The sequence below is a fragment of the Massilia eburnea genome (assembly GCF_050709955.1).
Lineage (GTDB): Bacteria > Pseudomonadota > Gammaproteobacteria > Burkholderiales > Burkholderiaceae_D > Rugamonas > Rugamonas eburnea_A.
Window position 1 is genome coordinate 64,294 of sequence record NZ_JBNZFX010000001.1, and the last position, 13,412, is coordinate 77,705.

The following is a 13,412-nucleotide window of genomic DNA, read 5'->3' on the forward strand; positions in this document are numbered from 1 at the left end:
CTCAGATCGTGCGCGAGAAGCGCAGCGGATGCACCTGCCCCGGCGCAGTACCCGCGGCACGGTCGGCAGCCAGGTGGCGGTCGAACACCATGCAGATATTGCGGATCAGCAGGCGGCCCTTCGGCGAGATGGAGATCCAGTCGTCCTCGATCGACAGCAATCCATCGCGCTCGAATTCGCGCAGCTTTTGCAGTTCCTTGGCGAAGTATTGCTTGAAGCGGATCGGGTAACCCAGTTCCAGCGCCGAAATCGACAGTTCGAAGTTGCACATCAGGTTCTGGATCACCATGCGGCGCAGCAGGTCGTCGTTGTCCATCGCGTAGCCGCGTGCGATTGGCAGGCGGCCTTCATCCAGGCGCGCATAGTATTCGTCCAGGGTTTTCTCGTTCTGGCTGTAAGTGCCGTTCACCGAGCTGATGGCCGAAACGCCCAGCGCCACCAGGTCGGTCTCGGCGTGGGTCGAGTAGCCCTGGAAGTTGCGGTGCAGGCGACCCTGGCGCTGAGCCACGGCCAGGTCGTCGTCCGGCTTGGCGAAATGGTCCATGCCGATGTAGACATAGCCGGCCTGGGTCAGGCGCTCGATGCACAATGCCAGCATGTCGAGCTTCACGGCAGGCGTTGGCAATTCGTCTTCTGCGATGCGGCGCTGCGGCTTGAACAGGTGCGGCATGTGCGCGTAGTTGTACAGCGCGATGCGGTCGGGATTGGCCTCGATCACCTTGTCCATCGTCGCCTGCATGGTGGTCATGCTCTGTTTCGGCAGGCCGTAAATCAGGTCCACGCTGATGGAGCGGAAGCCGGCGTCGCGCGCAGCCTGGATCACCGCCAGGGTTTCCTCGGCCGGCTGGATGCGGTTGACCGCCTTCTGCACCACCGGGTCGAAGTCCTGCACGCCCATGCTGACGCGGTTGAAGCCCTGCTTGCGCAGCGTGTGGATGCGCTCCGCATCGACGGTGCGCGGATCGATCTCAATCGAGTACTCGCCCTCTTCGTCCGGCGCGAATTCGAAGTGCTTGCGCATGTGCGCCAGCAGCTCGCCCATTTGCTCGTCGCTCAGGTAGGTTGGGGTGCCGCCGCCGAAGTGGAGCTGCTCCACGCGGTTCATGCCGGCGAACAGCTTGCCCTGCATATCGATTTCCTGTTTCAGGTAGCCCAGGTAGGTCACCGCCTTGCTGCGGTCCTTGGTCACCACCTTGTTGCAGGCGCAGTAGTAGCAAACCACGTTGCAGAATGGGATATGCACATACAGCGACAGCGGTGCGCGTGCGCCGCGCATGCGCAAGTTGGCTTGCGCCTCGAGGAAGCTGGAGTAGCTGAAGTCCGGCTTGAAGCGGTCGGCCGTCGGATACGAGGTGTAGCGCGGGCCGGAAGTGCTCATGCGGCTGATCAGCTCTGCATCAAACTGTACGGTTGGTTCTGCAATGGTATTCATAATTTTCTCGTTCGGGATTAGGCGGCCAGGCGTTTAGGTGCCTGGCGCGTTTGCTGCGCGCCGCGTGCCGAATTAACAGCCGCCAGGCGCGCGTGGCGGGTGCGTTCAAATTTGAACAGGCTGAAAGCGTCGCGCAGGTGGCCGGCTTCATCGGCCAGGCTGACCGCGGCGGCGGCAGCTTCTTCCACCAGGCCGGCGTTCTGCTGCGTCACCTGGTCCATGTGGTTGACGGCCTGGTTGACCTGGTCCACGCCGACGCTCTGCTCGCGCGATGCGGTGGAAATCTCGTGCATGATGGTGGTGACCTGCTTGACCGAGTTCACCACTTGGTCCATGGTGGCGCCGGCGCGTTGTGCGCGTTCCATGCCGGTGCTGACCTTTTCCACCGAGATCTCGATCAGTTGCTTGATGTCCTTGGCGGCAGCGGAGGAACGTTGTGCCAGGTTGCGCACTTCGCTTGCCACCACGGCGAAGCCGCGGCCCTGTTCACCGGCACGCGCTGCTTCGACTGCCGCGTTCAGCGCCAGGATATTGGTCTGGAAAGCGATCCCTTCGATCAGGCCGATGATGTCGACTACGCGCCTGGAAGAGGAGTTGATCTCGTCCATGGTCGCAATCACTTCGGAGACGATCTCGCCGCCCTGTTCTGCCACGTCGGAAGCGCTGACCGCCAGCGTGTTCGCTTCCATCGAGTTCTCGGCATTCGCCTTCACGGTCGAAGAGAATTCTTCGATGCTTGACGCGGTCTTTTCCAGGCTGGCGGCCTGCGACTCGGTACGGCCGGCCAGGTCCGCATTGCCGGCGGCGATCTGCTGGGTCGCCACGGCCATTGCGTCGATATTGAAGCGCACGTCGCGGATGGTGGCGATCAGGTTGTTATTCATCTGCTGCAGGGCGCGCAGCAACTGGCCCATTTCGTCGGTGCTGTCGGTATCGAAAGCGCCGGTCAGGTCGCCGGCGGCGATCAGGCGGGCGCCGTCCAGTGCACGGTGCAGCGGCTGCAGCATGCTGGTACGCAGCGTGTACCAGAGGAAGACGTTGATCAGGAAACCGAAAGCGGTGGCGCCGAAGATGCCCCAGCGCGTCAGTTCGCTGGTGCCGTCGGCAAACAGTGCGGCGACGCAGACGGCGATCTGCAGCACATTGACCACGCTGGTGGCCAGCCAGATGCGCATCGCCAGCGATACATGGCTCAGGCGCGCCATCACGTTCGACAGGCCCAGGCGCACGATCTGGCCATTCTTGATGCGGATAGTGCGGTCGCCGGCGTTGATCTTGCGGTAAGCCTCGGTTGCGGCGGCAATCTGGCCGCGCTCAGCCTTGGTGCGCACCGACATATAGCCGGTGCTGCGGCCGTTTTCCTTGATCGGGGTGATATTCGCCTTGACCCAGTAGAAATCGCCGTTCTTGCAGCGGTTTTTCACCAGGCCGGTCCAGGGGATGCCGGCGCGGATGGTTTGCCACAGGTCGGCAAACGCTTCCGGTGGCATGTCCGGGTGGCGGATGATGTTTTGTGGCTGGCCAATCAGTTCCGCGGCGGAAAAGCCGCTGATGTGCTCGAAGTAAGGATTGACGTAGACGATATGGCCTTCCAGGTCAGTCTTGGAGACGATCGCCTGGTCTTCGTCCAGCTCTACTTCCTGATTGCTTACCGGTACATTCTTACGCATCGCGCGCCCCCTGTTGACTTTCTTGCTATAACGCAAGATCACAGGGATAAGTCTAGGGACTTAGGCGCGCTTTTTTAATGATGTAGATCAAATCTGGCGGGGTTGGCCTGTCAGGCTGCGTCGGCCGGGATTGCCGAACTGTCACGAACGTTCTTCTGTACCGCCACGGCAGCGAACAGGCTCAGCGCGAAAGCCATGCCATAAAAGCCTTTTTCGCTGAGTGCCAGGTTGGCATTCCACAGGCCGACGCCCAGCAGCAGAATGGCGGATGCGGTGGAAATCCAGCACAGGCCAAAGTACATATTCGACACGCGGACACCTTCCACCTTGTCGCGCACTGATTTTTGCAGCGATACGGCCGCAAACAGGCCGTATAGCAGCAGCGTCAGGTAATAACCCTTCTCGTTCAGTGCCATCTGGGCATTCCACAGGCCTGCGACGAAGGCCGCTGCGCCCAGCAGCAAGGCGGTCCAGGAGGCGCCGACAAAGGCGCCGGAAGGTCGGTTATGGGTCGACATAGGGTCTCCTTGTTAAAAATTACAGTGTGCGGCCAGCCCGGCGCTTAGCGCTTGACCGAGCTCAACAATTTGCCGCCGATGGTGACGATGGCCAGCACGATGGCGCCGGCAATCACACCGCCGATGGCGTCCAGCACCGACGGCGTGACGGCAGCCAGCAGGGGGCCAACGCCGCCCACTGCGCCGGCCGCTTCGGCAGCGTGGTGGATCACGTCATGCGCACCAGGGATGCCGTGGGTCAGGATGCCGCCGCCGACCATGAACATCGCCACGGTACCTGCCACCGACAGGAATTTCATGAGCTTGGGCGCGGCGGACAACAGCAGACGGCCCAGGGCCTGCACGCCGGCACCGGCGCGCTTGGTCAGGTAGAGACCGGCATCGTCCATCTTGACGATGGCGCCTACCAGGCCGTACACGCCAATGGTCATCACGACGGCGATACCAACCAGCACGGTCACCTGCTGCAGGAAGGTTGCGGCCGCTACGGTGCCCAGGGCGATCACGATAATCTCGGCCGACAGGATGAAGTCGGTGCGCACGGCACCCTTCACTTTTTCCTTTTCCATTGCCGCCAGGTCAACACTCTGGTTGGCATCCAGCAATTCCTTGTGGTGCTGCTCGTCTTCCGCCTGCGAGTGCAGGAATTTGTGGGCAATCTTCTCGAAACCTTCAAAGCACAGGTAGGCACCGCCCAGCATCAGCAACGGCGTGATCGCCCATGGCGCGAAATAGCTGATTGCCAGCGCAGCAGGCACCAGGATCGCCTTGTTGATCATAGAACCCTTCGCTACTGCCCAAACCACAGGCAGTTCACGGTCGGCTTGCACGCCGGCAACCTGCTGCGCGTTCAGCGCCAGGTCGTCGCCCAGCACACCCGCGGTCTTCTTGGCCGCCACTTTGCTCATGGCAGCCACGTCATCCAGGATGGTGGCAATATCGTCGATCAGTGCAAGCAGGCTGGAACCGGCCATTCGTATAACTCCAAAGAAAAATTACAGGATCGACAATCTAACATGCCGCCGCTGTGAGCGGGCACCTTCAACGCTACAATGAACTTTTTATTCGTCGGTAATCGGTCATGACTTTCACCACCTGGATCACCTTTGTCATCGCTGCCTGCATCATTGCCGTGTCGCCCGGTTCGGGCGCCGTGTTGTCGATGTCGCATGGCCTGTCGTATGGCGTGAAGCGCACCTCCGCCACCATCCTCGGCCTTCAGCTGGGCTTGCTGCTGGTGCTGGCGATTGCCGGCGCGGGCGTTGGCTCCCTGCTGCTCGCCTCTGAATTCGCCTTCAGCGTGGTGAAGACGGTCGGCGCCCTGTATCTGATCTGGCTGGGCATCAGCCAGTGGCGCGCCAAAGTCGCCGCCGGCCAGGGCGTCCAGGTGGCGCAAGCGGCGCTGCCGTCGTTCCGCAAGCGCTTCATGACCGGTTTCCTGACCAATGCCACCAACCCCAAGGGCATCATTTTCATGGTGGCCGTGCTGCCGCAGTTCATCAACCAGCATGCGCCGGTGCTGCCGCAGCTGGCCATCCTGGCCGCGACGATGTTCGTGATCGACCTGGTGGTGATGCATGGCTACGCCTTCCTGGCGTCGTCAATGCAGCGTTTCTTCCGTGAAGCCGCCGCCATCAAGATGCAAAATCGCGTATTCGGCAGTCTTCTGATGTTTATCGGTGGCGCCCTGTTCTTCGTCAAGCGGGGAGCGGCCCAGGCATGAGCACCCAGTTCCGGCATTACAAAGGCGGTCTTTACGAGCTGGTGTGTGAAGCCACGCTGGAATCCGACCACAGCACGATGATCGTGTACAAGGCCGCCAACGGTTCCATCTGGTGCCGCCCACGCGAGGTTTTCTTCGAAATCATCGAGGTGGAAGGCAAAAAGGTGCAGCGCTTCACCCCGATTTGAAATTATTTGTAACTTGCGTCCTCGCCAAGGGGGCTCAGGCGTTATATAAAAACGAAAACGCCTTAGAACGTTCCCTTGGAGAGAATGAAAATGAGCCGCAAGATTGCGCAGTTCCTGATGCTGGCAGCCCTGGTCGCAGTGACCTCGGTCGCCATGGCCGACCCGCCCGCCCGGGTGGGCCGGGTCACCGTCACCGAAGGCCGGGTGACCATGCTCGTCAATGGCGAGGAAGAATCCGGCAACCTGATGAACTGGCCGGTGACCAGCGAAAACCACCTGACGACGGCCTCCGGGGCGCGTGCCGAATTCCGTGTCGGCTCGGCCGCCATTCGCCTGGACGGCGACACCGACCTCGAGGTGCAGGAGCTGGATGACGATCGCCTGGTGCTGCGCCTGAATTATGGTACCGCCGCCGTGCGCATGCGCGATCCCGGCATGCTCAACGAATTTGAATTCCTCACGCCGCAAGCGCGCGTCACGCTGACCGAGCCTGGCTCCTTCCGCGTCGATGCCGAACGCGCGCCCGACACCACCATGGTCAATGTCTTCGCCGGCAACGTCCGCGTGGAAGGCGCCGGCACCATGCTGACCGCCCGCTCCGGCAAACGCGTGGAAGTGCGCGGCGACGATATGTTTACCGCGCTGGCCAGGCGTGATGATTTCGATAACTGGGTTTCCGGCCGTGACCGCCGCGACGAAGGCGCGGTCGCCTCGCGTTATGTGACGGCCGACATGACCGGCTACGAAGACCTGGACAACTACGGCAACTGGGTCGAAGACCGCGAGTACGGCAACGTCTGGTTCCCACGCGCGGTGTCGGCCGGCTGGGCGCCCTACCGCGACGGCCGCTGGGTCTGGATTTCGCCATGGGGCTGGACCTGGGTCGACAACTCGCCTTGGGGCTATGCGCCATTCCACTATGGCCGCTGGGTTGTGGTGGGCGGCCGCTGGTGCTGGACGCCAGGCCGTGTGGTTGGCCGCCCGGTGTGGTCGCCGGCGCTGGTGGGCTGGGTCGGCGGCAACAACTGGAGCGTAAGCTTTGGTTCGGGCCATTCGGGTCCGGCGGTGGGATGGTACCCGCTGAGCCCGCGCGACCGCTATGTGCCGGCCTACCGCGTGTCGTCGGATTTCGAACGGCGCCTGGTCTGGAACCACCGCACCAACGAGCGCTGGCATGAACGCTACCGGGACCGCGACCACGACGGCCGCCGCGATGGCGTGACTGCCCTGCCGAGCGACCAGTGGGGCCGTGGCCGCCATATTCCGGTGAACAATGGAGCGCGCGTCACACCGCAGGATGTGCGCAACGTGCCGATCATGACCGCGCCGCCGGTGCTGTCCTCCAGCCTGCAACGTCCGCAGCGTCAGCCGGATTTGCAGCAAAACCGTGACGATCGCTTCAACCGGGATCGCGACGACCGCTTCAATCGCGATCGCGGCCAGGACCGCCGCGTCGAGCGCCAGGAACAGTCACGCCAGCCGTTGTTGCAGACCCAGCCGCAGCAGCAGCCTCAGCAGATTACCTCGCAGCCGCAGCAGCCGCGCCAGAACTGGACCCGTACCGACAATGACGATCGCGACAACTGGCGCGGCCGCAATACGCGTGACGAGCCACGCCGTTCAGGCATCATCACCGCGCCGCAGCAGCAGCCCCAGTTCCAGGCCGCGCCGCCGCAAGTGCAGCAGCAGCAACCACAGCCGCAGCCACAGCCACAGCCACAGCGCATCGAACAGCCGCGCCACGAGCCGCGCTTCGGGATCATGAATCGTGAGGCACGTGAAGACCGCGGCCACCGCGAAGCGCCGCAGGTGCAGATGTCGCCGGCGCGCCCAGCGCAAATGTCGCCACCACCACAGCCAGCGCAACCGCAACCTCAGCCGCAAATGCAGCCTCAGCCGTCCCAGCCGCAGCAACAACCACAGCGCCGGGATGCGCGCGAGCGTGCCCAGGAGCGCCAGGAACGCATGGACAACGAGGGAAATCGCCGCTAAGCGGACTGCCCATCAAAGCCAGCCACTAAAAATGGCTGGCTTTTTTTATTTTCCGATCCTGGCCCGCTGGCGAATGCGCTCGCGCCACTCGCCCAGAGCCGACAGCGCACCATGGAACTCGCGCTCGATCAGGTCGGCTTCCGCCTCCGTCACCTTGCCATCGAGCAGGGCTTCCGACACCGCCTCCGCCACCGCGCCCACCTGGGCCATTACCTTGCACACCGTCTGCGACAGGTCGTCGTTGCTCACGTCATCTGGGATCGGCACGATGAAGGCCGCCATGCCATGCCGCGTCAGCAGCGCATGCAGCGGCAGCATGGCTTCATGCACACCCGCTTTGTGGCACAGGTCGACGATGGTGGAAACCTCCTCGAACGAGGGGTAATGCGAGGCGATGGTCGGCGACAGCTTATTGCGCAGCACGTTGGCGGAGATGCCCATTTGCTGGGCAAGTGCCTCAATACCGCCGGGGAAAGTGCGCGCCACCTTGTAGAGCGCGTCGTGCTGGTTCATGTCCAGGTATTTCTTCGTCATGGTGAAGCTGGCCTTTTTTTACCGATGCAGTCGGATTGTTTGAAAGATATGCTGATTTTCATCGAAAGTTTAACTACCTGACAACGGTGAATTTCATGTTCAAGCGCACTCGCTTCGCGGCCATCATGGCAATCGTGGTGGCCATTGTAGTCGCCAACACGGCCGAAGCCCGCCCAGGCGGCTCATACCGCAGCGGCTTTTCGTCCGGCCGCAGCACGGTGTCGCGCAGCGTCAGCACCCCGAAACAGCCAAGTTTCGGCACCTTCGGCCAGCGCCAGTCGCAGCCGCCGGCTGCGGCGCGCGCGCCACAACGCGATTCGGCGATGTCGCGCGACCTCGACCGCCGCGCCGCGCAGGACCAGGCAATGCGGACATATGACACGCGCCGTGCCGCCGCCACTGCTGGCGGGCAGTCCGCCCCCGGCAGCTTTGGCAGCTCAACGGCCTCCCGCGCCGGGACTACGCCCCCGCTGCCACCGCTCGATCCGGTAGTTCCCGGCGGCCGAAGCGGCGGGAATGGTGGCGGTGCCTACGCCCAGCATGGCGCCCCAAGCAGCGGCTCGACCAGCGCACCTGCGCCGGTAATCGTCCGCGACAGCAGCAACGGCTGGCTGTGGGGCATCGGCGGCTTCATGCTGGGCCGCGCCGCCAGCGGCCATGCAGCACCGGCCCCGGCCGCCCAGCCGGCGCCGGCGCCATCCATGCCAGCTGAAGTCAGCGGCAATACCGGCGCCATGGCGGACGCGGCCGGCGCAAGCGACATCGCCGGTGCGGTCGTGGAAACTGCCCGCCAGGCGCAGGTGCCAGCCCCGGTAGCCAAGCCGGCCGCTCACGAATCGAGCACCCTTGCCAAGCTCGCGGTAGCCCTGCTGATCGGCGGCCTGGTCTGGCTGGCCTGGAAAGCCTTCCGCCTGATGGCAGGGGCACAGGAAGTGAAAAAGAACTCTAACTACTCGTTTGAAAGGAACTAAGCCAATGGGCTGGAAAGACGCCATCGATTACCTGCGCAGCGGCGCCAAGCGCCGCGGAGTCGAAAGCGACGCGCCGCAACCGGAAGACCGCAGCCTGCCGCTGGCAGCCAGGATCGGCAGCGTGGTGGACTTGCAAGCGTCGCCCCTGCTGCGCGCCAGCGCCAATGGCTCCCTGGTCGCGCTGCCGCAAGCGGAGGACAGCCGGATCCTCGCTATTTCCCAGTTCAAGCTGACGATGGCCGGCCGCCTCTACCGCTACTACCTGGCCAAGGGCGACGAAGACGAGCGCGAAAAGTTCCTCCAGTTGTATGTGGACGAACACGGCGAGGTGAAGGAGATCCTGTACTGCACGCAACTGGTGCGCTTCATCCCCACCACGGCGGAAGACCAGGATGCCTTCACCGGCGCCGGCGGCTGCGGCCTGGGCGACCTGCAATTCAGCCTGTGGCGCAGCCAGCTCGAAGAAGGCGGCGCCGACAGCGAAGTGCTGGCAACCGCCTTCGGCGAGCAGGAAGCGCTGGACTTCGAGCGCGATGTCGGCGACCCGAATGCCGGTTTCGTCCCGCCCTTCACGGGCACCGAAACGCGCATCGATGAAGCCAGCGGCATGCAGGGCTTGAAGCAGGAGCTGTACTTCATGCCGTACGCCCGGCAACTGGGCGATGGCAGCAAGGAATATCTGCTGGTCACGACGGAGATCCTCCAGAGCGTGAACGGCGATGCAGAAAAACGCGGGATTCACGTCGATTTCGTAGTGGGAATCCCGGTGGAGCAGGAACGGCTGGTCATCCAATAACGACCGCCGCTTGGTGAATTGAACTTAACTGAAAGGATGCAAAAAATGAGCAACTCGAATGGCTGGTCCCTGACTGCACGACTGATTTCCAAGCACTTTGGCGCCCTGGGCGACCGTGTCTCGGAAGCCATCGCCAGTTTTGACCCGGAAACGGCGACCGAGGCCGACCGCGACCGCCTGGCCGACACCCTGCGCAGCGCCGCCCAAAAGCTGGCCCAGGCCCGCTCCGCCTTCAACAAGGAGCGCGACGACGTGGTCCGCCTGCGCAAGCTGATCGAAACCGATGAAAAAGCCACCGGCACCCTGGCAGAACGCCTGGCCGCCGGCCAGATTTCGGAAGCCACGATCAACCTGTTCTGCGACGAACTGGAAGCCAACAAGGGCCGCTTGCCGCAGGAAATCCAGGAAGAAGCCGATGCCCAGTCCTACATGGAAGAACTGCAGAAGATCGTCGACGCCCTGTCGCAGCAACTGGCTGACTTCGACGCCGCCGCCAAGAAAGCGATGCAAGCCCTGGCCCAGGCCAAGGCCCAGCGCGAATTGCAGGAAGTGCGTGCCGATCGCCAGAGCCAGTTGGCGAACTTGTCCGGTATGCGCGGCAACACCAGTGCGCTGAACGCGCTGACCAAGCGTGCCCAGACGATCGCCAACCAAGCCGAAGGCATGAAGATCGTCTCCGACATCGGCCAACGCCCTTACGACCAGGCCGCCGAGATCGACGCGATCCGTAAATCGGTCACCAACCCGGCGAATGGCAGCGAATCGGCCCTGGAGCGCCTGCAACGCCTGTCGAACACGGCGCCAGCCGCTGCGGCATAAGCCGCCGACTTGAAAAATGGCTCCCAGGAGCCATCTATGTAACGATGTAAAATGGAACCCGGCGCACTCGCACCGCGCCGGGTCTTTTTTTTTGTTACAAGATTGGAAAAATCATGATGAATCCCATCCCGCCTGAAGAGTCCCTCATCGAGTATCCGAGCGACTTCCCGATCAAGGTGATGGGCGCTACCCACGACGCCTTCGCCCCCACGATCATTGAAGTGGTGGTCGCGCACGACCCGACGTTCCATGAAGGCAAAATGGAATCGCGTCCATCGGCAAAGGGTAATTACACCAGCCTGACCTGCACCGTGCGCGCTACCAGCCGCGAGCAGCTGGATAACATTTACCGCGCGCTGTCCGGCCACCCGATGGTCAAGATGGTGTTGTAAGAAGCTGGCTGCGGGCGATTTCCGCCTTCAGCCACTCACGGAACGCCCGCACCTGCGGTTTCTGCAGGGCGCCGGGCGGACTGACCAGGTAGTAATCATCCGGGCAAGGCGAGGCGATATCGAATAGCCGCACCAGCTGGCCCGACGCAATTTCCTGCATCGCCACCACGTGGCGCACCAATGCCACCCCGTCGCCGTCGACGGCGGAGCGTATCAGCATCGACAAGTCCTCGAACATCACGCCGCCGGAAGGCTCCGGCAAGTCCAGTCCGGCTGCCCGGAACCAGGGTGCCCAAGGTTCGTTCGAGCGCAGCAACGTGGCCTTCGCCAAGTCCTGTGGATAAGCAGGCAGTTGCCCACCGCGATAGTGAGGACTCGCTACCGGGTAGTAAATCTCGCCGATCAGGCGCTCGACATCCAGCCCGGGATACTTGCCGCGCCCGAAGCGGATGCCGACATCGATCCCCTCCCGCACCAGGTCCTGCAACTGGCCGCTGGCTTGCAGGATTACTTCGATGGTCGGATGCTGTTCGATGAATTGCCCCAGCCGGGGCGCCAGCCAACGCGCCGCAAACGAAGGAATCGCAGTCACGCTCAGACGCTGCACACCGTCCGGCGGGCGCAGCTCGGCCGCGCCATCGGCCAGCTCGGACAGGCAGCGCGCCACGGTCGCCGCGTAGCGCCGCGCCTCCGGTGTGGCCATCACCTGTTTCCCATTGCGGACGAACAATTGCACGCCCAGTTCCTCCTCCAGCCCGCGCACCTGGTGGCTGATGGCGCCATGCGTCAGGCACAGCTCCGCCGCCGCCCGCGAGAAATTCTCGTGACGGACCGCCGCCTCAAAGGCGCGCAGGGCAGACAAATTCGGCAAACGCATATCGTTGTGAGGAAAACTAACCAGGCAATAGAAAATATATCGTTTTGGCAAGCATGAAGCAAGGCATACCATGTGAATAAACCTAACCAAGCCGGAGCCCCGCCATGAGCCTCAAACTGTATGTGGACAGCCAGTTCACCAGCCCCTACGCCATTTCCGCCTTCGTCGCCCTGCGCGAAAAAGGCCTCGATTTCGAACTCGAGACCGTGGACCTGGAAGCCGGCAAGAACAAGGAGCTGTCCTATACCGGCAAGGCCTTGACCGGCCGCGTGCCCTGCCTGGTGCACAACGACTTCATGCTGACCGAGTCCAGCGCCATCACCGAATACCTGGACGAGATGTTCCCGGCCCCCGAACACCGTGCCCTGTACCCGGTGCTGCCCCAGAAACGCGCCGTCGCCCGCCAGATCCAGGCCTGGGTGCGCAGCGACCTGGGCGCGCTGAGGGAAGAGCGCAGCACCTACACGGTGTTCTACCGCCGCGCCGAACAGCCGCTGTCCCCCGCCGCCCAGGCGGCGGCGGATAAGCTGGTGCGCCTGGCCGAGCGAGTCATCGACGGCCCCTACCTGTTTGGCCGCTGGTGCATCGCCGACACCGACCTCGCCGTCATGCTGAGCCGGCTGGTGATGAATGGTGATCCGGTGCCGCAAAAGCTCAAGGATTACGTCGCGCACCAATGGCAGCGGGAGTCTTTGCAAGATTGGCTAAAGAACATCAACCTGATGCCAGCTTAAGGAAATCGGCATAAAACTGCTTAGCCATTAAGCAGTGAAAGGGCTGGGCCGGTATAATGGCGGGGCTTTTCCCGACCTGTAGCCTTATGCCTATCCAGCCGGCGGTGATCCGCCATCTCGGCCAAGCCGAATACGAGCCAACTTTCGCAGCGATGCGCGCCTTCACCGACGCGCGCCAGGAAGATACGCCCGACGAACTGTGGATCGTCGAGCACCCGCCCGTCTATACGCTGGGCCTGGGCGCCGACCGTGGCCACCTGCTGGCCGGCGCTACGTCGATTCCCACGGTGCAGACCGACCGTGGCGGCGAGGTGACCTTCCACGGTCCCGGCCAAGTGGTGATCTACCTGATGATGGACCTGCGCCGCAACAAGAAAGGCGGCAAGCTGTATGCCCGCCAGTTCGTCAACAAGATCGAAGAAGCGATCATCCATGTGCTGGCCGCGTATAATCTCGCCGGTGAGCGCATCGAAGGTGCGCCCGGCATCTACATCGCCAACGGCCCTAAAAAAGGCGCCAAGATCGCAGCCCTCGGCTTGAAGGTGCGCGGCAATGGCTGCACCTACCACGGCGTATCGCTGAACGTGGGCATGGACCTGGCCCCCTTCACCTGGATCAATCCCTGCGGTTACGCAGGCCTGGAAACCATCGACATGCGCTCGATGGGCGTGGATGTCCCGCTGGCCGATGTCCAGCAGGCCCTGGCCAATGAGCTGGTTAACCAGCTCCAGGTGGCCGAACCTGAATTAACTTGAAAGCAAGCAGC

At 62.9% G+C, this 13,412-nt stretch carries 15 protein-coding genes; 9 read left to right on the forward strand and 6 right to left on the reverse strand.

Annotated features, from left to right (window positions below):
- Position 1 precedes the first annotated feature (1 nt).
- From hemN to ACQ4MM_RS00345, 4 genes are all read right to left on the reverse strand, one after another.
- Positions 2–1,432, reverse strand: coding sequence for an oxygen-independent coproporphyrinogen III oxidase (hemN, locus tag ACQ4MM_RS00330; protein ID WP_431475487.1), 1,431 nt, complete (start codon positions 1,430–1,432; stop codon positions 2–4).
- A 17-nt stretch (positions 1,433–1,449) separates the two neighbouring features.
- Positions 1,450–3,102, reverse strand: a complete 1,653-nt coding sequence (locus ACQ4MM_RS00335) for a methyl-accepting chemotaxis protein (RefSeq protein WP_431475488.1) — start codon at positions 3,100–3,102, stop codon at positions 1,450–1,452.
- Between the two features lie 110 nt (positions 3,103–3,212).
- Positions 3,213–3,620 (reverse strand): inner membrane protein YiaA, encoded by a 408-nt coding sequence (yiaA, locus tag ACQ4MM_RS00340; protein WP_431475489.1) that lies wholly within the window; start codon positions 3,618–3,620, stop codon positions 3,213–3,215.
- A 44-nt stretch (positions 3,621–3,664) separates the two neighbouring features.
- Positions 3,665–4,594, reverse strand: coding sequence for a DUF808 domain-containing protein (locus ACQ4MM_RS00345; RefSeq protein WP_431475490.1), 930 nt, complete (start codon positions 4,592–4,594; stop codon positions 3,665–3,667).
- 107 nt (positions 4,595–4,701) lie between these two features.
- Between ACQ4MM_RS00345 and ACQ4MM_RS00350 the strand changes: the two genes are divergently transcribed.
- The 3 genes from ACQ4MM_RS00350 (at position 4,702) to ACQ4MM_RS00360 (ending at position 7,523) form a co-directional block, all read left to right on the forward strand.
- On the forward strand, positions 4,702–5,343 hold the full coding sequence (locus ACQ4MM_RS00350) for a LysE family transporter (protein ID WP_431475491.1): 642 nt from the start codon (positions 4,702–4,704) through the stop codon (positions 5,341–5,343).
- Positions 5,340–5,531, forward strand: a complete 192-nt coding sequence (locus ACQ4MM_RS00355; RefSeq protein ID WP_431475492.1) for a DUF1653 domain-containing protein — start codon at positions 5,340–5,342, stop codon at positions 5,529–5,531. Before ACQ4MM_RS00350 ends, ACQ4MM_RS00355 begins: the two co-directional genes overlap by 4 nt.
- Positions 5,532–5,621: 90 nt before the next feature.
- A complete protein-coding gene (locus ACQ4MM_RS00360) occupies positions 5,622–7,523 on the forward strand; it encodes a DUF6600 domain-containing protein (RefSeq protein ID WP_431475493.1) in 1,902 nt (633 codons plus the stop codon).
- 45 nt (positions 7,524–7,568) lie between these two features.
- Here the strand turns inward: ACQ4MM_RS00360 and ACQ4MM_RS00365 are convergent, their stop codons facing one another.
- On the reverse strand, positions 7,569–8,057 hold the full coding sequence (locus tag ACQ4MM_RS00365; protein ID WP_431475494.1) for a phage regulatory CII family protein: 489 nt from the start codon (positions 8,055–8,057) through the stop codon (positions 7,569–7,571).
- 95 nt (positions 8,058–8,152) lie between these two features.
- On the opposite strand from ACQ4MM_RS00365, the gene ACQ4MM_RS00370 reads away from it, so the two are divergent.
- The 4 genes from ACQ4MM_RS00370 to ACQ4MM_RS00385 all read left to right on the forward strand — a co-directional run bounded on the left by ACQ4MM_RS00370 (position 8,153) and on the right by ACQ4MM_RS00385 (position 11,035).
- Positions 8,153–9,028, forward strand: coding sequence for a hypothetical protein (locus tag ACQ4MM_RS00370; RefSeq protein ID WP_431475495.1), 876 nt, complete (start codon positions 8,153–8,155; stop codon positions 9,026–9,028).
- 4 nt (positions 9,029–9,032) lie between these two features.
- The gene (locus ACQ4MM_RS00375) at positions 9,033–9,824 is read left to right on the forward strand and encodes a DUF2491 family protein (RefSeq protein WP_431475496.1); all 792 of its coding nucleotides are present in this window, start codon (positions 9,033–9,035) and stop codon (positions 9,822–9,824) included.
- Between the two features lie 45 nt (positions 9,825–9,869).
- Positions 9,870–10,643, forward strand: coding sequence for a hypothetical protein (locus ACQ4MM_RS00380; RefSeq protein WP_431475497.1), 774 nt, complete (start codon positions 9,870–9,872; stop codon positions 10,641–10,643).
- Positions 10,644–10,759: 116 nt separating this feature from the next.
- Positions 10,760–11,035: an HP0495 family protein gene (locus ACQ4MM_RS00385; protein ID WP_028103457.1), complete on the forward strand. Its 276-nt coding sequence runs from the start codon at positions 10,760–10,762 to the stop codon at positions 11,033–11,035.
- Here the strand turns inward: ACQ4MM_RS00385 and ACQ4MM_RS00390 are convergent.
- Positions 11,019–11,912, reverse strand: coding sequence for a transcriptional regulator GcvA (locus ACQ4MM_RS00390; RefSeq protein ID WP_431475498.1), 894 nt, complete (start codon positions 11,910–11,912; stop codon positions 11,019–11,021). The genes ACQ4MM_RS00385 and ACQ4MM_RS00390 overlap by 17 nt on opposite strands.
- Before the next feature lie 104 nt (positions 11,913–12,016).
- Here ACQ4MM_RS00390 and yfcF point away from each other — a divergent pair, with 104 nt between their 5' ends.
- Entirely contained in the window at positions 12,017–12,646 is a 630-nt protein-coding gene (gene yfcF, locus ACQ4MM_RS00395; RefSeq protein ID WP_431475499.1) for a glutathione transferase, read from the forward strand.
- A gap of 86 nt (positions 12,647–12,732) precedes the next feature.
- Entirely contained in the window at positions 12,733–13,401 is a 669-nt protein-coding gene (gene lipB, locus ACQ4MM_RS00400; protein WP_431475500.1) for a lipoyl(octanoyl) transferase LipB, read from the forward strand.
- Positions 13,402–13,412: the final 11 nt, after the last annotated feature.